This window comes from Novosphingobium sp. PY1 (genome assembly GCF_017312445.1).
Taxonomy (GTDB): Bacteria; Pseudomonadota; Alphaproteobacteria; order Sphingomonadales; family Sphingomonadaceae; genus Novosphingobium.
Map to the genome: position 1 here is coordinate 413,666 of NZ_BLTI01000008.1, position 20,316 is coordinate 433,981.

Genomic DNA, 20,316 nt, shown 5'->3' on the forward strand with positions numbered 1-20,316 from the left:
TACACTTCAGATTCCGGTAACCATCGCAAGGACCGGAAACCGGGGACTGGCACAAAGGTTGCTAAGAGGTAAACGAGAAAAGAGGATCGAAATGTTCAGGAAAATCGCCCGCCTCTTCGTGATCAAGACACGCTGGGAAGCGTACATGATCATCTATGCGCTTGCGCTGGGAGCGATCGAACGCGGCAGCGTATACCTGACCCGGTTTCCCGGATTCGGCGGCAAACTCCTGTTCCTCGCCTGCACCGGTTCGGTGTTCATGGCCGGCGCGAAAATCCTCGACTGCCTGAAATACGAAAAGGCACAGCGAGAGGGCGAAGCCGCGCAGGCTACGCCGCCGCTCGCCCTGCCCGAAGACCAACGCGAGGCGGCCTGACCACGCGAGCCTCGCTGCCCTGGGCAATTTCCTGATCCGATCTGCATGAAGTGGGGTGTTTCTGTTGCCAGGTACACCCCGAACCCCTGGAATCCGCTTCTGTTGACCGGTGGGTCCAACCGCGTTCTAGCTTTGTAACTTCAGGCCGTTAGGCCCTAGAATTACGCGGCGAGAGCAAGTGCTTCGTTGTCGTTGGCACTTATGAGTTTTGAGCCTTGAACGGGTTACTCAGCCCGGACGAAAACACCGCTTTTCAACACACGTCGATCCTAGTTCGGCCCCGTCATCAACGCCGCCTTGGCGAGGTTGGTGGTGGAGCCGCCGGGTACCGCCCCCGGGTCCGCTGTGCCTATTGCACGCCGCAATTTATCGTCATAGCCGACCGAAGCCGGCAATGACCCATATAGGCGATCAAACGTGAATGTGAAGTGAGCAAGCTGCGGGAAACGCGAAGTTCCCCACCATTCAGCCGCGCTTCTTCAATTCGTCGCGAATTTCGGTGAGCAGTTCGATCTCGCTCGGACCCGAGGGCGCAGGCGCCGCCTCTTCCTCTTTCTTTTCAACTGCTTCCATCAGACGGTTCACATAACGAACCATCAGGAAGATGATGAAGGCAAGGATCAGGAAATTGATCACCGCAGTGACGAAGGCGCCATAACCGATCATCGCCGCCCCGGCTTCCTTGAGCGCGGCATAATCGTCCATCGCGCCCGCATAGCCGTCGGGCGTGCTGAGCAGGATGAAGTGGTTGGAGAAGTCCGCACCGCCGAAGATGGCCCCGATTACCGGCATGATCACCTCGTCGGTCAGCGACTTGACGATCGCACCGAAGGCCGCGCCGATGATGACGCCGACCGCCAGGTCCATGACATTGCCCTTGGCGATGAATTTCTTGAATTCCTGAAACATCCAGACCTCCTCGGTGCGGTTTTCGCAGGATCCTGTCATCGCAACCGGTCATTACGCCGGTCAAGTCCTTGAACCGCCACTGTGCACCGCTACATTCCCCCCGTGATGACCGCTTCCGCAGCGGTCGGCGAGGAGTAGGGAACACCATGTCAGCTTCGAATACCCCGGCCGGGATGCTCTCGCGCATCGGCCGCTATGCGCTCGTGACGCTTGCCGCGATGAGCCTGGCCGCCTGCGGCTTCAACTCTGTCCCGACCAAACAGGAGGCCGCGAAGGCCAAGTGGGCCGACGTGCAGGCCGCGTTCCAGGAGCGCGCGAATCTCGTGCCGAACCTCGCCGCCGTCGCCAAGGGCGCCGCGGAGCAGGAGAAGGCGATCCTCACAGGCGTCGTCGAGGCTCGCGCCAAGGCCACCTCGATCCAGGTCAATGCCGACGACCTCAACGATCCGGCCAAGATGCAGCAGTTCCAGCAGGCGCAGGCCAATCTCGGCGCGAACCTGGGCCGGCTGCTCGCCAGCTTCGAGGCCTATCCGGACCTCAAGTCGATCACCAACTACCAGATGCTGCAGAGCCAGCTGGAAGGCCAGGAAAACCGCATCCGCATTTCCGTGCGCGACTACAATGCGGCCGTGCAGGACTATAACACCGAGGTCCGCACCTTCCCGACGATGATCGGCGCCAAGCTGCGCGGCGCGGATCCGCTGGTGCCTTATCAGGCGGCAACCCCGGGCGCCGAAGTCGCCCCGAGCCTCGAAGGCAAGATGTGATCCGGTGAATCGCTTGCGGCTCACCGCCCGGACACTCGCCCTCGCGCTCATGCTGGCCTTCAGCGCCCTGCTCGTCCCACAGGCGAGCGAGGCGCAGGAGTTTCCCAAGCTGACCGGCCGCGTCGTCGATGACGCCCAGATCATTCCCGATGCCGAAGAAGCGCGGCTGACGCAGAAGCTCGCCGCGCTGGAAAAGCAGTCGCAGCGCCAACTCGTCGTCGTGACCCTGCCTAGCCTGCAGGGATACGACATTGCCGATTATGGCTACCAGCTCGGGCGCAAGTGGGGCATCGGCCAGAAGGGCGACGATAACGGCGCCCTGCTCATCATTGCCCCCAACGAACGCAAGCTGCGCATCGAAGTGGGCTACGGGCTCGAGCCGGTTCTGACCGACGGGATGAGCTTCCTCATCATCAACAAGGTGATCGTGCCCAAGTTCAAGGCCGGCGACATGGCCGGCGGCATCGAGGCCGGCACCGACGCGATCATCAAGCAGCTCACGCTTCCGCCCGAGGAAGCCCAGAAAATCGCCGCACAGGCCGATGAGCAGCGCGAAAGCAGCGGCGGGCCTCCACTCGGCGTCATCGTGTTCATCATCGTCGTCACGGCAGTCATCGTCATGCCGATGGCGAACGAGGCGCGCGGCTTCGGACGGCGTCGGCGCAGCGGCATGGGGCCGTTCATCTGGCTACCGGGCGGCTTCGGCGGAGACGACGATCACTGGGGCGGCGGCGGTGGCTTCGGCGGTGGCGGCTTCGGCGGCGGAGGAGGTTTCTCCGGCGGTGGCGGCAGCTTCGGCGGCGGCGGGTCGAGCGGAAGCTGGTAGCGGAGATAGAAATGCCCTCACCCACCTACCTTTCCGAGCAGGACCACGTCCAGATCAGCGCCGCCGTGACGCAGGCCGAACTGCAGAGCGCCGGCGAGATCGTGACAATCCTGGCCGACCGCTCCGACGGCTATACCGACATCGCGCTGGCATGGGCTGCGCTCGCGGCACTGCTCGCGCTTTCGGCGCTGGCGATCGCGCCCGATTTCTACATCGGCCTCTACGACCGGCTCATCGCCGACTGGGGCCACCAATGGAGCCCGCGCGCGCTATTCACGCTGGCGGCCGGGATTGCGACGCTCAAGTTCGCCGCGGTCCTGCTCATCCAGTTCTGGCAGCCGCTCAAGTTCTGGCTGATCCCCCCGCCGGTGAAGACCGCGCGGGTGCATGAACGCGCAATCCGCGCTTTCCGGATCGGCGCGGAACGCCGCACAATGGGTCGTACCGGCGTGCTGATCTATCTCTCCATGCGCGAACACCGCGCCGAGATCGTCGCCGACGAAGCGATCGCCACCAAGGTCGATCCCGAAGTCTGGGGCGAGGCGATGAGCGCGATGCTCTCCCATGTGCGCGAGGGCCGCATTGCCGAGGGAATGTGCGCAGCGGTCGAGAAGGTCGGCGCGATCGTGGCCCCGCACTTCCCCCGCGCCGATGACGACATAAACGAAATCCCCGACAGGCTGATCGAAGTATGACTGCAGATGCCGATGCCCCCGAAGAGATCATGTGGGAGGGGCGCTTCATCACCACCAAGCGCCGCGGCCGCTGGGAATACGTCGGACGCGCCCGCGGCATCCATGCGGCCGTGATCCTGGCCGTCGACGAAGACGATCACGTCATCCTCGTCGACCAGTACCGCGTTCCCCTCGGCCGGCGTTGCATCGAACTTCCCGCCGGTCTCGTCGGCGATCATGACGAACACGAGGGCGAAGATCCTTCCGTTGCCGCTGCCCGCGAACTGGAAGAGGAAACCGGCTATCGTGCGGGCCGCATGGAGAAGATCGGCGAGTTCTTCTCGTCACCCGGCATGGTGAGCGAAAGCTTCACGCTGTTTCGCGCGCACGATCTGGTCAAGGTCGGTGAAGGCGGCGGCGTCGACAGCGAGGACATCGTCGTCCACCGCGTGCCGCTGCCGGGCATCGAACAGGCCATCGCCGCTTATCGCGAGGATGGCTATGCCATCGACGTGAAGATCCTCTCGCTGCTCGGCCCGAAACTGCTGGGCTGATCGCGGTGCGCACTCGCCTGGGCATTTGCCGGCGCAAGGCCCGCTACTCCAACGAGGAGGAAGCGCTGCGCGTGGCAGAGAAGGCACCCTTCCCACTGCGCCCCTATCGCTGCGAACTGTGCCGGCAATTCCACCTTACCAGCCGCACCAAGGGGATGCGCCTGCCGCGTTTCGAAATCGAGCGGCGGCAGGCGAAATAAGTCAGGTCAAAGCGTCGTAAAAATGGCGCCGAAGTCCTTGCCGCCGTTTCCGGCTTCCACGAAAGCCTCGTAGATCGCCTTGGCGTGCTCGCCCATGGGGACGCTGGCCCCCGCGGTCTGTGCGCCTTCCATTGCAAGGCGCAGGTCCTTGAGCATCAGGGCCGAAGCGAAGCCGCCCTGATAGCCGTTGTCGGCCGGACTCGTCGCCCCGACGCCGGGCGCGGGGGTATAGTCATTGAGCGACCAGTTGTAGCCCGTCGACTTCGAGCTGATCTCATAGAACTTCTGCGGATCGAGCCCCGCCTTCTCGGCCAGGGCAAGCGCCTCGCAGGTGCCGATCATGTGGATCGCGAGCAGCATGTTGTTGCACATCTTGGCAACCTGCCCGCTGCCGATCGCACCGGCATGGATCACCGCCTTGGCCATCGGATCAAGAACGGTCTTCGCCTTCTCGAATGCTGCATCGCTGCCGCCGACCATGAACGTGAGCGTGCCGCCGTTTGCGGCCGCGATACCGCCCGACACCGGCGCATCGACCATCTGGTAGCCCGCCGCCTCGGCGAGGCCGGCGACTTCGCGGGCAGTGGCAAGATCGATCGTCGAGCAGTCGAGGAACAGTGCGCCTTCAGGGGCCTTGCCGATCACGTCCTTGGTATAGACGCCCTTCACGATCGCGCCGTTGGGAAGCATCGTGACGACCGCATCGACACCGGCGACGGCCTCGGGAACCGCCGAATAGGTCGCGCAGCCATGCTCTGCCGCCTTGGCCAGCGCCTCCTCGGACAAGTCGAAGGCGTGGACTTCGTGGCCCGCCTTGACGAGGTTGGCGGCCATGCCGCCGCCCATGTTGCCAAGGCCGATGAATGCGATCTTCATGTCATGCTCCCAAAACTGCACGTCCCGGCATCTAGCGCCGGAAGGCCGCGCGGACAGCTAGCCAGAGTGCTGGTCCGCACGCCTCTTTCCCAATGGCCGATCGGACTTACTTGCCCTTCCAGACGCCCGGCCGCTTCTCGACAAATGCGGCCATGCCTTCGGCCTTGTCCTCGGTCGCGGTGAGGACCTGGAACATGCGGCGTTCCATGACGAGCCCGGTATCGAGCGTCGTCTCGAACGCGATATTGACCATTTCCTTGTTCATCATCGCGGCGAGTGGCGGCATCGAGGCGATGACCTGGGCCGACTTCATAGCGACGTCGAGCAACTGGTCGGCGGGGACCACCTGGCTCACAAGGCCCGAACGCTCCGCTTCGGCGGCATCCATCATGCGCCCCGTGAGGCACATGTCCATCGCCTTGGACTTGCCCACGGCGCGGGTCAGGCGCTGCGATCCGCCCATGCCGGGCGCGACGCCGAGCTTGATCTCGGGCTGGCCGAACTTGGCGTTTTCCGACGCGATAATGAAGTCTGCCATCATCGCCAGTTCGCAGCCGCCGCCCAGTGCGAAGCCATTGACCGCCGCAATCCATGGCTTGCGGGTAGTCTTGACGATCTGCGCCGTCCAGCCGGCGAAGAAGTCCTCCGAATAGAACTCCGCGCTCGGCTTGTCGGACATCTCCTTGATGTCGGCGCCTGCTGCGAATGCCTTGTCGCCCGAACCGGTGATGACCGCGCACAGCTGCGAGGCATCGGCTTCGTATGAGGCGAAAGCATCGATCAGCTCCGACAGGACCTGGGAGTTGAGAGCATTGAGCGCCTTCGGGCGGTTCAGCGTGATCAGGGTGACTGCACCCTTCTGTTCGACCAGGATCGTTTCGTAGCTCATAAAGGCTTCCATTCCTCTTCAGTGGGGAGCGGCGCGAAGATCGCGTCCAGCATCGCTTCGGTCACACCGGCAGGCGTCGCCGGGTTCCATTTAGGCTCGTTGTCCTTGTCGACAATCACCGCACGCACGCCTTCGGCAAAATCGGGCAGCGTCAGGACCCGCGAACCGATGCGGTATTCCATCGCCATGTTCTGGGTGAAGGTCGAAAGCTTGAGCGATTCGGCCAACTGGCGCAGCGAGACCTTGCAGGACTGCGGGCTCTTGGTCCTGAGCGCGGCCAGTTCCTTGGCCGCCCATTCGCTGTCGTCGCTTTCCAGCGAGGCCAGGATCTCTTCCAGGGTATCGAAGGCGAAGTGCTTGCGGATGAAGGCTTCGTCGGCGGCAAGCTGAGAGGCCGGCGGCGAGACCGAAAGAGCGCTGAGCACATTGGCGATCTCGTGCCCGGCGGCGATGCGGCGCTTGGCTTCTTCCAGCGCATCGCTGGGCAGATAGTGGGTGGCAAGGCCAGCCCAGAGGCAGTCCTCGCCCTTCAGGCGCGCGCCGGTCACCGCGAGGAACTGGCCAATGCGCCCTTCCAGGCGCGAGAGGAACCAGCCCCCGCCCACGTCGGGGAACAGGCCGATGCCGGTCTCGGGCATGGCGAAGCGAGTGTTCTCGGTCGCGACGCGGAAGCGCGCCGGCTGCGAGATGCCCACGCCCCCGCCCATCGTGATGCCATCCATGAAGGCGACGATCGGCTTGGCGTAACTGAAGATCTGGTTGTTGAGCTGGTATTCCTCGTAGAAGAACCGTCGCCCCGAAATGCCGCCGTCGTTGAGGGCCGACTTGCGCAGCAGGTTGATGTCGCCGCCCGAGCAGAAGCCCCTGCCCTCGCTGTGATCGATCATGATCGCGCCGATATTGTCGTCATCCGCCCAGTCGGCCAGCGCCGAGGACATGCCCCGGCACATGTCGAGCGTCAGGGCATGGATCGCCTTGGGGCGATTGAGGGATATGTGACCGGCGACGCCATCGTGCCGGATAATCAGTTCGTCCGTCATCACTTGAGCAGGTCCCGTCCGATGATCATGCGCATCACTTCATTGGTGCCTTCCAGGATGCGATGCACGCGAAGATCGCGCCAGAAGCGCTCGATGGGATAGTCCTTGAGATAACCGTAGCCGCCGAATAGCTGCAAGGCGCGGTCGACGACCGAAGAGCCGGTATCGCTGGCGATCATCTTGGCCATGGCTGCAAAGCGCGTCTTGTCGGCCGTCTTGGCCGTGACTTTCACCGCCGCCAGGTAGAGCAGCGCGCGGGCGGCCTCGAGATCGGCGGCCATCTGTGCGAGCGTGAACTGGGTATTCTGGAACTCCCCAATTGACTGGTCGAACTGCTTGCGCTCCTGAACGTACTGGATCGCCTCGTCGAGGCAGCGCTGCGCCCCGCCCAGCGAACAGGCCCCGATGTTCAGGCGCCCGCCGTCGAGCCCGGCCATGGCGAACTTGAAGCCATCGCCTTCAGCGCCCACGCGGTTCTCGGCCGGGATGCGTGCATCCTCGAAGACAACCTGCGCGGTAGGCGAAGCGTTCCAGCCCAGCTTCTTTTCGGGCGCTCCGAAGCTAACGCCCGGAGTGTCCTTCTCGACGAGGAAGCACGAAATCCCACGGGACTTGTGATCGCTCGTGCGCGCCATGACAAGATAGACGTCATTGACGCCGCCGCCCGAGATGAACTGCTTTGTGCCGTTGAGGACGTAGTGATCGCCGTCGAGGCGCGCCGAAGTCTTCAAAGCCGCAGCGTCGGACCCCGACCCGGGCTCGGTCAGGCAATAGGAGGAGATCTTCTCCATCGCCACCAGATCGGGCAGGTAGCGGTCCTTGAGCTGCTGGTCGGCGAAGCTGTCGACCATCCATGCACACATGTTGTGGATGGAGATGTAGGCCGAAGTCGCCGGGCAGCCATAGGCCATGGCTTCCATGATCAGAGCCGCGTCGAGGCGGCCGAGACCGATGCCGCCGCCTTCTTCCGACACGTAGATGCCGCCGAAGCCAAGCTCACCGGCCGCCTTCCACACGTCGACAGGATAGTGGTGCTTTTCGTCCCACTCCGCCGCGAAGGGCGTGATCATGTCGGCGGTGAACTTGCGCGCGGTTTCCTGGATCGCGACCTGATCCTCAGTCAACCCAAACTGGTCAGTCATGTCAGCCCCTCGGTATCGTCATCTGGGCCCGGTTCACCCGGGCTGCCCTCATGGGCATTTCTTGTAGGTAAGCGGTTCGGGTGAGGCGTCCGGTCCGGTATCCTCGCGAACGAGGGTCTTGCCGCCATCGGGGGTCGACAAGGCCACTTCGCGGATCCAGCTCTGGCCCTCTCCGGTGAATTGATAGGAAGCGCTGATGCTGTCGTCGCCGACTTCCTTGATGGGCCCCAGTTCCGCGGCCGATTCGTAGAACTTGAGGTTGTCCTCGCCGACGGTCATCAGGCCCTTTGCATCCCCTGCCGTGCTGGTGCAATCGGCAGGCACGAGACCCCAGCGCCCGCGCAGCACCTCGGGAATCTTCATCTCTTCCGCGACTGCAACCTGCGTGGCCGTCTCGCTTGGCGCCGGCGCCGGCTGCTCCTGGGAACAGGCGGCCAGTGCCATGGCAAGGGCGGCAGCGCAAATCAGGGAAGTCTTGCTCATCGGTATGCTCCTCAGACGGTTCGTACAGGACCGGGAACGCGCCCCGATCCCGTACGGTTGCCGCAAAAGTGTCAGCCGATCGTCTCGATGATGTCCTTGCCGAACAGTTCCTCGTCCGACGGGATTGTCTTGGTCTGCTCGAGGGGCTTGGAGACCCAGGTCTCATTGATGAGATCGCGCCAGGTCACGTTGTTGTTGGTGCCGTTGCCGCCCCACGAGCCGCAGCCCAGCGAGAAGGTCTGGCGCATGCCGTTCCACAGGTTGCCCGAGTTCGATGCCGCCTGCGGCTGGTTGACCATGACGCGGCTGGTCCGCGTGCCCTTGGCCAGCTTCATGATGTTCTCGTCCGAACTGGAGTAGATCCCGCAGGAATGGCCCTGGCCCTGGTAGGCCTGGATGGCGTTGGTCAGCGCGATCGCCTCGTCGATGTCCCTGGCGCGGTAGAGCGCCATGGTCACGGTCATCTTCTCGCCCGAGAAGGGATGGTCCTTGCCTGCGCCGGTTTCGGGCACGATGAAGAACTTGGTCGCCTCGGGGATCTCGAAGCCGGCATAATTGGCGATGAACTGCGGCGACTGCGCCACGACCTTGGCGTTGATGTGCTCGCCGTCTTCCCAGATCGCCTTCTGCAGCTTGCCCTTCTGCTCGTTGTCGAGGACGAGCCCCCCCTTCTCCTGCAGCTTGGCGAGCATCTTGTCGTAGATGACATCGAGCAGGATCACCGAGTTGTCCGACGAACAGGAGGCTGCATAGTCGAGGGTCTTGGAGATGAGGATCTTCTCAGCCGCATCGTCGAGATCTGCCGTCTCGTCGACGGTGATCACGGCATTGCCGACGCCCACGCCGAGCGCCGGAGTGCCCGAGCTGTAGGCCGCGGTCACCATGGCCGAACCGCCGGTGGCAAGGATGCGGTCGCACTGCTTCATCACTTCATTGGTCTTTTCGACCGAAGGCTGCTCGATCGGGATCACGAGGTCCGCCGGCGCGCCCATCTTGACCAGCGCTTCGCGCATCAGGTTGCAGATCTTCGCGTTGATCAGCTTGGCACGCGGGTGCGGGCAGATGATGATCGAGTTGCGGCCCTTGACCGCGCTGATCGCCTTGATGACCGGGGTCGCTTCCGGATTGGTCGAGGGCGAAAGCGCACCGATCACGCCGACCGGCTTGGCGATCTTGACGATGTTGCGCTCGCGATCTTCCTCGATCACGCCCACCGACTTGTCGTCGATGATATCCATCAGCGTGGCGCGGGTCTTCACGAAGATCTTCTTGAACTTGCCTTCGTAGTTGCCGAGCTGCGTCTCATCGACCGTTTCCTGGGCGATTTCCTCGGCCAGACCCGGCTTGCACACGGCATAGACCATGCCCCGGATCCAGTGGTCGACCTGTTCCTGGGTCGCATTTTCGATCTGCGCCTGGGCTGCGCGCGAGCGCGCAATCAGTTCCGCCACCTCGGCGGCGACAGGCGTTTCGGCGATCATTTCAGCAGTAGCCATTTTGCATCTTCCCTAGTGTAACCACACGAGCCTCCGACAGTCCGTTCCCGCGTGCGCACACCGTGCGCCGGCTGTCTGGCCAAAGCTCGTTAGGCCATGTGCCACAGGCTCGTCCCCTGCCCTTTTGGTGGAGCCAGATCAAGTTTCTTAATCGCGCGATTAAATATGGGGAGCTTGGCCTTTCAGTCAATGGGGGGCGTCACATTGCCGCTCGCCGGCATTGATGCATCTTTCCCCCCTTGTCCCTTCAGCCGCGAACAGGCAGGACGGCGCCGATGTCTTTGTGCGCTAGGCACCGCGACGGCTGGCCGCCGGTTCCTTACGCAGACGAACATTGGAAAATATCAAGTGCGGCGCCCGCACAAGCCGCGAGGAAGGATGTAATTGCGTGAGTGAGACAACGATCGACCCGGCCGATTTCCGCAAGGTCCTTGGCAGCTATCCGACCGGCGTCTGCGTCGTCACGTCCCTTGATGGAGACAAGGTCGCAGGCATGGTAGTGGGCTCGTTCACTTCGGTTTCGCTCGATCCACCACTGGTCGGCTTCTTTCCCGACAAGAAGTCGACCTCCTGGCCCCTGATCGAAAAGGCCGGACGCTTCTGCGTCAATGTCATGGCCAGCGACCAACAGGACGTGTGCCGATCGGCCAGCGCCAAGGGCGACGAGAAGTTCGTCGGCGTGGAATACGCGATCTCCGACCATGACCTGCCGGTGATTGCCAATTCCATCGCTTCCATCGAATGCCGACTCTATTCGGTGACCGAGGCGGGCGACCACTGGTTCGTCATGGGCGAAATCCTGCGCATGGAAACCGTGCGCGAAGATGACCCGATGCTGTTCCACCGCGGTCGCTACGGCGGTTTCGCCGAAAGGATGTAACAGGCACGAGAGAGGACAAGACGGCCATGCCCCTTGAGTCATTTTCCGTCGAGACCGATGACGGCGCCACGCTTGCAGGCGTCAGGCGCGATGGCGAAGGTACACCGCTCGTCCTCATTCACGGGTTCGGAGCATCGCACCGCGACTGGCAGGGCCTGATCGAAGACTTGCCCTCAAAGCTTGCGCTGATCGCCTACGACCAGCGCGGTTTCGGGGAATCGTCGGCGCCTGCGGGCAGGACCTATTCCCACGGCCACGATCTTCTCGCTCTCCTCGATGCGCTGGGCCTTGCACAGGTCGACCTTTGCGGAATGTCGCTGGGCGGAGCCACCGCCCTCAACTTCGCACTGGATCACCCCAACCGCGTGCGTCGCCTGATCCTGGTAAGCCCGCTGATGGTGGGCTGGTCGTGGTCCGAAGACTGGATCGAACGCTGGAAGCAGATCGGGCGCGCCGCACGTTCCGGTGACATCGCCAGCGCCCGAGAGCTGTGGTGGCAACACCCGCTGTTCGAAAGTACCCGCAAGGGCGCAGCCGCCTCTGCCCTAAAGGCCTCGATCGCAGCCTTCCACGGTCATCAGTGGATTGAGGATAACCAGCACCAGGCCCTGCCCGACCTCGATCGCCTGGGCCTCCTGGCCGTGCCGACACTTTTGTTGACCGGTGCGCTCGACACCGAGGATTTCAGGCTGATCGGCGATGCAATTTCGGCACTAGGTCCGCAAGTAACCCGGATCGACCATGCCGACGCCGGGCATATGCTGAACTTCGAGATCCCGGGCCGAATCGCCCGGGACATCGTCGATTTCCTGTCTGACTAGACCGAAGCGAGCGCCGGCTCGGCCGGCTGCACCCGCTTGACGGACTTCTGCCGCTTGAGCCCGATGAGCGGACGGAGCGGGCCGATTTCCCGGCCGATCAGGTAGAACATCCAGGACCCCAGCGCGACCGAACTGCACAGCAGCAGGAATTCGGGCAAGGCAGTCAGCCCCTTGTCGCGCAGCCAGTAGCTGACGAAGACCATGATCGTCTGGTGCGCGATGTAGACCGGGAACACGGCCTCGGCCAATGTCGCACGCCAGCGCGCATCGCGGTTCCAGAAGCGATCCGCGATCCCGAACAGGGCGATGATCGTGCTCCAGCTCTGGACGGCCTTGGCGAAATAGAGCGGCGCCTGCCATTCGCGCGGCGTCGGAATATTGCCGGGATAAAGATAGGCATTGCCTGCAGCCCAGATGAAACCGGCCGTGGCAAGTACCGCCGCGACCTTCCACTGCCGCGCGATCGCTTGCCTCACGGCGTCGGACTCTCGCAGCAGGAAGCCGAACAGGAACATCGCCAGGTAATGCAGGTGCGCGGCCCGGTCGACGAGGATGCTGTGCATGTCGGTCCAGCCGAACGGCAGGTACTCGCGCACCAGATAGACGAAGACGATCCCAAGTGGCAGCAGCATGGGACCTGCCAGCGCTTTCTCGGCAGCGGCATGGATCTTCGTACGAAGCGCTTCGGGCAGCACTGCGCGCAAACCGCAGAACAGCACGGTATAGGCGAGCAGGTAGACCACGAACCACAAGTGCATCACCCGGGGCACATATTCGTAGCGCACGGTGCGGAAGGAGAAGGCGTCGTGGAGCAGGTAGTAGAGATAGCCGTGCTCGTAGCCGGAATTGACCAGCCCCATGTAGGGTTGCGGCGGCACAACCACGATCAGGCCGAAGACCAGCGGAATACCCAGTCGCGCCAGTCGGCTCCGGAAAAATGCGCCGGTACTGCCGTCCTTGCCAAGCAGCGCCGCGCTCGCATAGCCGGAGATCGCGAACAGCAGAGAGAGCCGCCATGCACTCAGGCCCAGCAGCGGAATCTCAGCCCAGCCGACTACGCCGCGCGTGGGCGTCTGATAGCCCCAAGGCGTGAAATTGTAGCCGACATGGTAGAAGATGAGCAGGACGAAAGCGCCGATGCGCAGCCAGTCCATTCCATAGTGGCGTTGCGTCGAGGCAGGCTTCATCACGGTCCGATGCAATGGCAGAAACCGTGCGCCCTTACGCGCGATGGCGGGTTTCTGCAATCTTTCGCTTGTAACAGCCCCGTGCCAGATCCCAGTTGAAACCGCGATCCAGCGACTTGGTAACCGGTAACAATGGGTTATACACTCGCGCCATGCACATCCCCTCCTCCCGCATCACGATCAACGACATCGCTCGCTTGTCGGGCGTTTCTAAGAAAACGATCAGCCGCGTCATCAACCAGTCGCCACTGGTGAGCGAGGAAACCCGTACCAAGGTCGAGGCAATCATCGCCGAGACGGGTTTCGTGCCCAACGCGCAGGCGCGGGCGCTGGCCCGGGGGCGCAACCCGCTGATCGCCCTCGTCCACGACGGCTCGGATCGCGGCATCCTCGAAGCGGTCGAACGCGGAATGCTGCGCGGCATGGAGGGCAGCGAGTTCTCACTCGTTCTTCGCCCGGTCGAAGGCGATCCGCTCACCCGCCTGCGCAGCTTCATCGACCAGCACCGCCCCACCGGGATCGTCCTGCTGCCGCCCCTGTCCGAGAGCGAGGAACTGGCCCAGCTGTGTGACGAGACTGAAACGCGCTGCGTGCGCCTCGGCCGCGTGCGCGGGGAACATGGCCTTGCCTGCGACGACCGCTCCGCCATGTCCGGGCTGGTCGCCTGGCTCATCCGGCTGGGCCACACGCGCATCGGCCTGGTCAGCGGCCCGGAGTCCTCGCTGACCGCACAGCAGCGCGAACTGGGCTATCTCGACGCGATGGCCGACCATGACCTCGATCGCGGCCCCGCGCTCATCGCTGCAGGCGACAACTCATTCGAATCCGGAATGGAGGCGGGCCGCCTGCTGCTCGAAGTCAGCCCGCGCCCTAGCGCCATCATCGCCTGCAACGACGAAATGGCGGCCGGGGTCATCCAGACCGCCCAACACTCGGGCCTCATGGTCCCGGATGCCATTTCGGTTGTCGGATTCGACGACACGCCGCTCGCGGCGAAAATCTGGCCGGCGCTCACCTCCATGCACATTCCCTGGGCCGCCATGGCACAGGAAGCGGTCGCACGCATTCGCGGACCGGTTATGGAGGCCGAGGGCGCACCTGAGCTCAAGGCAGACCTGGTCATCCGCAATTCGGTACTCCCGCTCGAAGATAAGGCGGGAGCATCCTGAGGCGCGGAACGATCAGCGGCCCTTGAAGGCCGGCTTGCGTTTTTCGATGAAGGAATTGACGCCCTCAAGGAAATCCTCGGTGCGGCCTGCCGCGCGCTGGTTGACGCGTTCGGCCTGAAGCGCGCTTTCCAAACCGGAATCGAGGGCCTCCCAGGCCATCCGCTTGATGAGGCCGAGCGAGCGCGGACCTGCGGCAAGCTGCCGCGCAAGCTTCATCGCCGCCTCGTCCAGTTCCTCATCGGGCACCACCCTGGTCGCCAGCCCCCAGTCCAGCGCCGTCCTGGCGTCGACCTTTTCGCCCAGGAGCATCATCTGCGTGGCGCGAACCCGGCCCACCGCCTGACTTAGCAGGTAGGTGGCGCCGCCATCGGGCACCAGGCCCACATGGCAGAAGGCGCAGAAGAAGTAGGCATTTTCCGACAGCATCACAATGTCGCCTGCCGCTGCAAGACCCGCGCCGAAGCCTGCGGCGGGCCCCCGAATGGCGGTGATGACTGGTTGCTCCATCGACTTGATCGCCAAAATCACGGGGTTGAAGGCACGGTCGAGCTGCCCGCCGACATCGCGCATCGGGTCGGTCAACATGTCCTGCGCGGCCGTCAGGTTCGCGCCCGAACAGAAGCCCTTGCCCTCCCCGGTGATCACCACGGCCCGCGCATCCTGCGCGGCACGGTCGAGCGCGTCGACCATCTCGCGGCCCATGTCCTCAGTCACGCCGTTCATCGACTTGGGATCGTTCAGCGAGATCCGGGCTACGCCATATTCGAGGCTGAAAAGGATGTGCTTGTAGGTCATTTCAACTCCCAGTCTTGCAACCTGCGCATGGCTTTCAGGCTCTTCGCGATAGCCTGTCGCTCGGCAACTGTGCGATAGGGGAGGTCAAGGCAAGTGCGGATCGCCGTGAAGCGCGATGTTTCGGTGTTGCAAGACGATGTTTCCAAGGGGCTCGCGACATTGATTTCGCACCTGCCGTGCCTAGATCATCGGCAGGGTTTCAATGTCTGGAGACAGGTGAAGTGAACGGATTGAAAACGGCCATGCTGCTGGCGGCGCTGACGGCGCTGTTCATGGGGCTGGGCTACATGTTCGGCGGCAGCGGCGGGGCGATGATCGCGCTTGTCGCGGCGGCGGGCATGAACCTTTTCACCTTCTGGAACGCCGACAAGATCGTCCTGCGCATGCACAATGCGCGCGAGGTCGATGCGCGGTCGGCCCCGCAGTTCTACGGGATGATAGCCGATCTCTCACAGCGGGCCGGCCTGCCTATGCCGCGCGTCTATATCGTCGACAGTGCCAACCCGAATGCCTTCGCCACCGGCCGCAATCCCGAGAACGCGGCCGTCGCGGCGACGACCGGCCTGCTCGACATGCTGAACCAAGATGAAGTCGCCGCCGTCATGGCGCACGAGCTTGGCCATGTCCGCAACCGCGACACCCTGATCATGACCATGGTTGCCACAATTGCCGGCGCGATTTCAATGATCGCCAATTTCGGCCTGTTCTTCGGCGGGCGTGGAAACGACCGGGTCAGCCCCTTTGCCGCCATCGCCGCGATGCTCATGGCGCCCTTCGCGGCGATGATCGTGCAGATGGCGATCAGCCGCACCCGGGAATATGGCGCCGACCGCGCCTCGGCCGAGATCTCGGGCGATCCGCGCGCGCTCGCCTCGGCGCTTTCCAAGATAGCCGGCCCCGCCCGCGCGATCCCCAGCCATGCGGCGCAAGGCAACCCTGCCGCCGCTCAGCTCTACATCGTGCCCACCGGAATCTCGGACTTGTTCTCGACGCACCCGGCCACCGAAAAGCGCATTGCCGCGCTGATGGCGCTTGAAGGCTCCGGCCCGACGCCTGACCGCGTTGCAGCGACCACGCGCGGCTCGCGGTCCGCGCTCGACCCCAATCGGCGCGGCTGACATGTCGCGATCCGCAGTCGCGGTGAGACTTAGTCGGTCCCGGTAATCGCACTGACCAGAGCGCGCACTTTCTTCTGCCGCCACTGCGGCAGCGGCGCAACGAGCCAGTAGCCCCTGCGACACGGGGTGACGGTGTGGACGAGATCCTTGCGGCCCTGCCCGACGAGCCCTTCGGCCAGAAGCGCGGGAACCCGTGCCCGGCCCAGCCCGGCGACGGCGGCGGCCACGGCCTGCCCGGCATCGCTTACCGTGATCGGGGGCTTGTCCTCTTCGCTGTCCTTGTCCGCAATCTCGCCGTCGCTGCCGGGGAAAGGATCTCCCGGCCAGCCAATCCAGTCACCCGCGCCGATCTCGGCCCATTCCGCAGGCGCCAGCGCGATACCTTCCAGATCGCCCGGCCCGTCGGTCCAGCGCACCGCGAGGTCGAGATTGGCTTCGGTGAAATCGGTCATCTCGCCATCGACGATGACATAGCGCACTTGCGGGTTTGCTGCGCGGAACGCGGCGAGACGCGGCGCGAGCCAGGCCGCGAAGAATTCGCGCGGGGCCGCAATCGTATAGACGTGGCTCGACTGGCCCGCCTGCATCGTCTGCACCGCATCCTCGAAATGCAGGAACCCGGTGCGCAGGGCGGCAAGGCCCGATCCGGCCTCCTCAGTCAGTTCCAGGCCTTTGCTCGTACGGCGGAACAGAACGACGCCAAGCAGGTCTTCCAGCGCACGGATCTGCTGGCCCACGGCAGCGGGTGTAACCGCCAGTTCGTCGGCCGCGCGCGTGAAGGACAAGTGCCGGGCTGCCGCATCGAAGACTCGCAAGGCATTGAGGGGCAAGTGCGTTCGCTTCATGGAATGCTACCTATGCCTCGCAGGCGGCGGGGGCAATGAAGTTTGCGTAACGTCGGTCAAGGCAGGACTTTGCCACCAGCAAGTCAACCCGGATCGAAACGGACAGGCCCGCTTCGCTCAGCCCGCGGTTGCCGGTGCCGCAAGCGGGAAGAACGGGATCAGCGCCTTCACCTCGCGCCCGTCTGCGCCCTGGAAGACATAATGCCCTTCCATGCTCCCTTGCGGCGTCGCCAAAGGGCAACCCGAGACGTAATCGTGACTGCCGCCCGGCGCGATGACCGGCTGTTCGCCAACCACGCCATCGCCGTCCACGACATTCACTTCACCCTTGCCATCGGTGATGCGCCAGTGGCGGGTGAGAAGCTGAAGGGGCTGGTCCGAGTGGTTCTCGATCCGGATGTGATAGACCCAGAACCATTTCCCCGCCTCGATACGCGATTGTTCGGGCAGGAAATTGACGGCCACGCGAACGGTGACGCCATCGGTTATTGCCGTATGTTGGAACAGTTCCTTCATGACAGCCGCCAGCCTAACGGCGAATGATCGCGGAGACAACTGCCTGACCGGCGTTTCCTGCAATGCACTGCCTGCCCCGCGCGGCCTGCGCCCCGCCCCAAAATCAGCTAATCGAAGCGAAGCCGCAGTCGAGCGACCAGCGAAACCCCTCCGGGCGATAGCTCGTCTCGATCTCGGCATCGAGCTTCACGCGCGGCACATCGACGATGATACGCGATCCGAAGCCGTGGTGCGCGGGTGGCGACACAGGCGGCCCGCCGCTCTCCGTCCAGGAAATGCGAAAACGCGCGCCCTCTCCCGCCCCTTCGACCTGCCACGCGATCAAGACCTGCCCGTTGGGCACCGAGAGCGCACCGTACTTCATGGCATTGGTGCACATCTCGTGCGTGGCCATGGCCAGCGCCTCGGCTGCACCGGGAGAGAGCATGACCGTCTCTCCCTGGCAGATCACCTGCGAGCGCGCCTCCCCCAGTGACCGCAACTGGCCCTCGACCATTTCCAGCACCGGAACGTCCGACCACGAACGCCGGACAAGGACATCCTGGTTCGCAGCCAGCCCCTGGATGCGCTGTTCCAGCTTCCTGACGAAATCCGGCCCATTGGCATCGCCGCGACGAGCGAGGGACTGGATGATCGCCAGCATGTTCTTGGAGCGGTGATTGACTTCCTGCAGCAGCAGTTCGATCCGCTGCTCGGCATCGCGCATTTCGGTAACGTCGGTGTTCGTGCCGAACCAGCAGATGATCCCGCCGCGCTCGTCGCGGATCGGCACGGCGCGGGACAGGAACCAGCGGTATTGGCCGTCAGCCCCGCGCAAGGGGAAGGTGTCCTCCCAGTCCTCTCCGGTGTCCCAGCTGTGCTGCACGCGCTCGACCACGCGATCGACATGGTCGGGGTGGTGAACGGCCTTCCAGCCCCAGCCCTGCATGGCCTCCAGCGTGGTCCCGGTGTAATCGAACCAGCGCTTGTTGTACCAGAAGATCCAGCCTTCGCTGTCAGCGATCCAGGCAAGCTGCGAGATGTTGTCAGCCAGCAGGCGGAAGCGTTCTTCGCTTTCCTGCAACTGCGCCATCATCATCTTGCGCTCGGTAATCTCGCGCGCGATCTTGCTCGCACCAACGACATTGCCGCCCGCATCGTGCACCGGCGAAACCGTCACCGCGACGTGAACATCGCTGCCGTCCTTGCGCAGGCGAACCGTCTCGAAGGTGGGAATGCGCTCACCCCGGGTGATCGCCGCGATGATGCGGTCTTCCTCACCCTGCCGATCTGCCGGGATGAGCGTGCGCACGTTGCGGCCGACAATCTCCTCGGCTTTGTATCCGAAGATACGCTCGGCCGCGTGATTCCAGCTCAGGATGCGTCCCTCCAGCGACTTGCCGACAATCGCGTCGTCAGTCGATTCGACGATCGCGGCGAGCAGTGCCGCCGGATCGGCGCCGAGGGACAGCGGGCTCAGAGCCCTGCCTTGGCCAGGGCCTGGTCGAGGTCCTCGATCAGGTCGTCGGGATCTTCCAGCCCGACATTGATGCGCAGCATGCCTTCCGAAACGCCCATGGCCTCCCTGCCTTCCGGCCCCATGTTGTGATGGGTGGTCGAGGCCGGGTGACACATGAGCGACCGGGAATCGCCGATATTGTTCGAAATATCGATGAGCTCCAACGCATCGAGCAAGGCATGGGCCTGCTCTCGGCCGCCATCGAGCACGAAGCTGAAGATCGGCCCGCAGGCATCCATCTGCTTGTGCGCGAGAGCCTGGCCCGGATGGCCGTCCAGCCAGGGATGCAGGATCTTCGGCACGCGTCCGGCAACGAACTCGCCGACCTTGAGCGCATTCTCGCTCTGCTTCCTGGCACGCATGTCGAGCGTCTCGAGACCCTTGAGCACGACCCAGGCGTTGAACGGCGAAAGGTTCGGCCCGGTGTTGCGCTGGAAGGGCAGCAGCTTCTCGTTGATGAATTCCTCGCTGCCGCACACGGCGCCCGCCAGGACGCGGCCCTGCCCGTCCATCAGCTTGGTGGCCGAATAGGCAACGACGTCCGCGCCCCATTCCAGCGGACGCTGCAGTGCAGGCGTGCAGAAGGCATTGTCGATCACGGTAGTGATCCCGCGCGAACGGGCGAGGCCGCAGATGTACTCGAGGTCGGCGACGTCCATCGTGGGATTCGCGGGCGTCTCGAAGAAGAAGACCTTGGTGTTCGGGCGGATTGCCGCTTCCCATGCGGCATTGTCGGTTGCGTCGATCACGGTCACGTCGATGCCGAAGCGCGGCAGCAGGCTGTCGCCCAGCCAGCGGCACGAACCGAAGGCCGCGCGGGCCGAGACCATGTGATCGCCCGCCGAGAGCTGACAAAGCAGCGCAGCGGTCATCGCCGCCATGCCCGATGCCTGTGTACGGCACGCCTCGGCCCCTTCGAGCAACGCAATGCGTTCCTCGAGCATCGCCACCGTCGGGTTCTGCAGGCGCGAGTAGGTCATGCCGTCCTGCTCACCGGCGAAGCGCGCGGCAACCGTCGCGGCATCGTCGTAGCAGTAGCCCGAGGTGAGGAAGAGCGCCTCGCTCGTCTCACCCATTTCCGAGCGCCATGTACCGCCGCGAATCGCGCGGGTGGCGGGACGCCATTGAGAGGTCTTGGCTCGGTCCATTCCGGTAGTGCGTTTCATGGCTCCTGCCTCTAGATTCGCGCAAGGCGCAGCGCAAGCGAATGCAGCGCTCCTGCAGCGTGCCTTCGTCCACCGCACAAGTTCGGCGT

The 20,316-nt window shown here is 63.9% G+C and carries 23 protein-coding genes and 1 other RNA gene; 10 read left to right on the top strand and 14 right to left on the bottom strand.

All coding sequences use genetic code 11. From position 1 onward, the window contains the following. The first annotated feature begins 91 nt into the window (after window positions 1–91). On the top strand, window positions 92–376 hold the full coding sequence (locus J3474_RS13295) for a hypothetical protein (protein WP_013833230.1): 285 nt from the start codon (window positions 92–94) through the stop codon (window positions 374–376). Between the two features lie 49 nt (window positions 377–425). On the opposite strand, the gene ssrA is transcribed toward J3474_RS13295, so the two are convergent. Then, window positions 426–808, bottom strand: a transfer-messenger RNA (tmRNA) gene (ssrA, locus tag J3474_RS13300). 33 nt (window positions 809–841) lie between these two features. Then, window positions 842–1,285, bottom strand: coding sequence for a large conductance mechanosensitive channel protein MscL (gene mscL, locus J3474_RS13305; RefSeq protein ID WP_041559361.1), 444 nt, complete (start codon window positions 1,283–1,285; stop codon window positions 842–844). A 146-nt stretch (window positions 1,286–1,431) separates the two neighbouring features. Here mscL and J3474_RS13310 point away from each other — a divergent pair, with 146 nt between their 5' ends. From J3474_RS13310 to J3474_RS13330, 5 genes are read left to right on the top strand one after another with little or no spacing between them, the layout of a single operon-like run. Beyond that, window positions 1,432–2,052, top strand: a complete 621-nt coding sequence (locus J3474_RS13310; RefSeq protein WP_007011322.1) for a LemA family protein — start codon at window positions 1,432–1,434, stop codon at window positions 2,050–2,052. Between the two features lie 49 nt (window positions 2,053–2,101). Beyond that, window positions 2,102–2,878 carry a YgcG family protein gene (locus J3474_RS13315; protein ID WP_013833227.1) on the top strand — a complete coding sequence of 259 codons (777 nt, stop codon included), beginning with the start codon at window positions 2,102–2,104 and terminating at the stop codon, window positions 2,876–2,878. A gap of 11 nt (window positions 2,879–2,889) precedes the next feature. After that, window positions 2,890–3,573 (top strand): TPM domain-containing protein, encoded by a 684-nt coding sequence (locus tag J3474_RS13320; RefSeq protein ID WP_207094511.1) that lies wholly within the window; start codon window positions 2,890–2,892, stop codon window positions 3,571–3,573. Then, entirely contained in the window at window positions 3,570–4,106 is a 537-nt protein-coding gene (locus J3474_RS13325) for an NUDIX hydrolase (RefSeq protein WP_207094512.1), read from the top strand. The genes J3474_RS13320 and J3474_RS13325 overlap by 4 nt, the downstream gene beginning before the upstream one ends. Window positions 4,107–4,111: 5 nt before the next feature. Beyond that, on the top strand, window positions 4,112–4,306 hold the full coding sequence (locus J3474_RS13330) for a hypothetical protein (RefSeq protein WP_007011326.1): 195 nt from the start codon (window positions 4,112–4,114) through the stop codon (window positions 4,304–4,306). Window positions 4,307–4,312: 6 nt separating this feature from the next. Here the strand turns inward: J3474_RS13330 and mmsB are convergent, their stop codons facing one another. The 6 genes from mmsB to J3474_RS13360 form a co-directional block, all read right to left on the bottom strand. Beyond that, on the bottom strand, window positions 4,313–5,182 hold the full coding sequence (gene mmsB, locus J3474_RS13335; protein ID WP_013833224.1) for a 3-hydroxyisobutyrate dehydrogenase: 870 nt from the start codon (window positions 5,180–5,182) through the stop codon (window positions 4,313–4,315). Window positions 5,183–5,288: 106 nt separating this feature from the next. Beyond that, on the bottom strand, window positions 5,289–6,071 hold the full coding sequence (locus J3474_RS13340) for an enoyl-CoA hydratase-related protein (RefSeq protein ID WP_207094513.1): 783 nt from the start codon (window positions 6,069–6,071) through the stop codon (window positions 5,289–5,291). Further along, window positions 6,068–7,111 carry an enoyl-CoA hydratase/isomerase family protein gene (locus tag J3474_RS13345; RefSeq protein ID WP_013833223.1) on the bottom strand — a complete coding sequence of 348 codons (1,044 nt, stop codon included), beginning with the start codon at window positions 7,109–7,111 and terminating at the stop codon, window positions 6,068–6,070. The genes J3474_RS13340 and J3474_RS13345 overlap by 4 nt, the downstream gene beginning before the upstream one ends. After that, the gene (locus J3474_RS13350) at window positions 7,111–8,253 is read right to left on the bottom strand and encodes an acyl-CoA dehydrogenase family protein (protein WP_207094514.1); all 1,143 of its coding nucleotides are present in this window, start codon (window positions 8,251–8,253) and stop codon (window positions 7,111–7,113) included. The genes J3474_RS13345 and J3474_RS13350 overlap by 1 nt, the downstream gene beginning before the upstream one ends. 48 nt (window positions 8,254–8,301) lie before the next feature. Continuing rightward, window positions 8,302–8,736, bottom strand: coding sequence for a hypothetical protein (locus J3474_RS13355; protein ID WP_041558931.1), 435 nt, complete (start codon window positions 8,734–8,736; stop codon window positions 8,302–8,304). Window positions 8,737–8,807: 71 nt separating this feature from the next. Continuing rightward, window positions 8,808–10,232: an aldehyde dehydrogenase family protein gene (locus tag J3474_RS13360; RefSeq protein WP_207094515.1), complete on the bottom strand. Its 1,425-nt coding sequence runs from the start codon at window positions 10,230–10,232 to the stop codon at window positions 8,808–8,810. Window positions 10,233–10,620: 388 nt separating this feature from the next. On the opposite strand from J3474_RS13360, the gene J3474_RS13365 reads away from it, so the two are divergent. Continuing rightward, window positions 10,621–11,112 carry a flavin reductase family protein gene (locus tag J3474_RS13365; RefSeq protein ID WP_207094516.1) on the top strand — a complete coding sequence of 164 codons (492 nt, stop codon included), beginning with the start codon at window positions 10,621–10,623 and terminating at the stop codon, window positions 11,110–11,112. 26 nt (window positions 11,113–11,138) lie between these two features. After that, the gene (locus J3474_RS13370) at window positions 11,139–11,933 is read left to right on the top strand and encodes an alpha/beta fold hydrolase (RefSeq protein ID WP_013833218.1); all 795 of its coding nucleotides are present in this window, start codon (window positions 11,139–11,141) and stop codon (window positions 11,931–11,933) included. Here the strand turns inward: J3474_RS13370 and J3474_RS13375 are convergent. Beyond that, entirely contained in the window at window positions 11,930–13,120 is a 1,191-nt protein-coding gene (locus tag J3474_RS13375; RefSeq protein WP_013833217.1) for an acyltransferase, read from the bottom strand. The two genes, J3474_RS13370 and J3474_RS13375, sit on opposite strands and share 4 nt — an antisense overlap. 152 nt (window positions 13,121–13,272) lie before the next feature. On the opposite strand from J3474_RS13375, the gene J3474_RS13380 reads away from it, so the two are divergent. Continuing rightward, the gene (locus tag J3474_RS13380; protein WP_207094517.1) at window positions 13,273–14,289 is read left to right on the top strand and encodes a LacI family DNA-binding transcriptional regulator; all 1,017 of its coding nucleotides are present in this window, start codon (window positions 13,273–13,275) and stop codon (window positions 14,287–14,289) included. Window positions 14,290–14,301: 12 nt separating this feature from the next. On the opposite strand, the gene J3474_RS13385 is transcribed toward J3474_RS13380, so the two are convergent. Then, window positions 14,302–15,084 (bottom strand): enoyl-CoA hydratase-related protein, encoded by a 783-nt coding sequence (locus J3474_RS13385; RefSeq protein ID WP_207094518.1) that lies wholly within the window; start codon window positions 15,082–15,084, stop codon window positions 14,302–14,304. A 221-nt stretch (window positions 15,085–15,305) separates the two neighbouring features. Between J3474_RS13385 and htpX the strand changes: the two genes are divergently transcribed. Next, window positions 15,306–16,202, top strand: coding sequence for a zinc metalloprotease HtpX (gene htpX, locus J3474_RS13390; RefSeq protein WP_173364731.1), 897 nt, complete (start codon window positions 15,306–15,308; stop codon window positions 16,200–16,202). 29 nt (window positions 16,203–16,231) lie between these two features. On the opposite strand, the gene J3474_RS13395 is transcribed toward htpX, so the two are convergent. From J3474_RS13395 to J3474_RS13410, 4 genes are all read right to left on the bottom strand, one after another. Further along, a complete protein-coding gene (locus tag J3474_RS13395; protein ID WP_013833213.1) occupies window positions 16,232–17,047 on the bottom strand; it encodes a LysR family transcriptional regulator in 816 nt (271 codons plus the stop codon). 117 nt (window positions 17,048–17,164) lie between these two features. Next, a complete protein-coding gene (apaG, locus tag J3474_RS13400; protein WP_007011340.1) occupies window positions 17,165–17,563 on the bottom strand; it encodes a Co2+/Mg2+ efflux protein ApaG in 399 nt (132 codons plus the stop codon). 103 nt (window positions 17,564–17,666) lie between these two features. Continuing rightward, window positions 17,667–19,022 carry a PAS domain S-box protein gene (locus J3474_RS13405; RefSeq protein WP_308632911.1) on the bottom strand — a complete coding sequence of 452 codons (1,356 nt, stop codon included), beginning with the start codon at window positions 19,020–19,022 and terminating at the stop codon, window positions 17,667–17,669. Continuing rightward, window positions 19,019–20,227 (bottom strand): PLP-dependent aspartate aminotransferase family protein, encoded by a 1,209-nt coding sequence (locus J3474_RS13410; protein ID WP_038576495.1) that lies wholly within the window; start codon window positions 20,225–20,227, stop codon window positions 19,019–19,021. The genes J3474_RS13405 and J3474_RS13410 overlap by 4 nt, the downstream gene beginning before the upstream one ends. Between the last annotated feature and the right edge of the window lie 89 nt (window positions 20,228–20,316).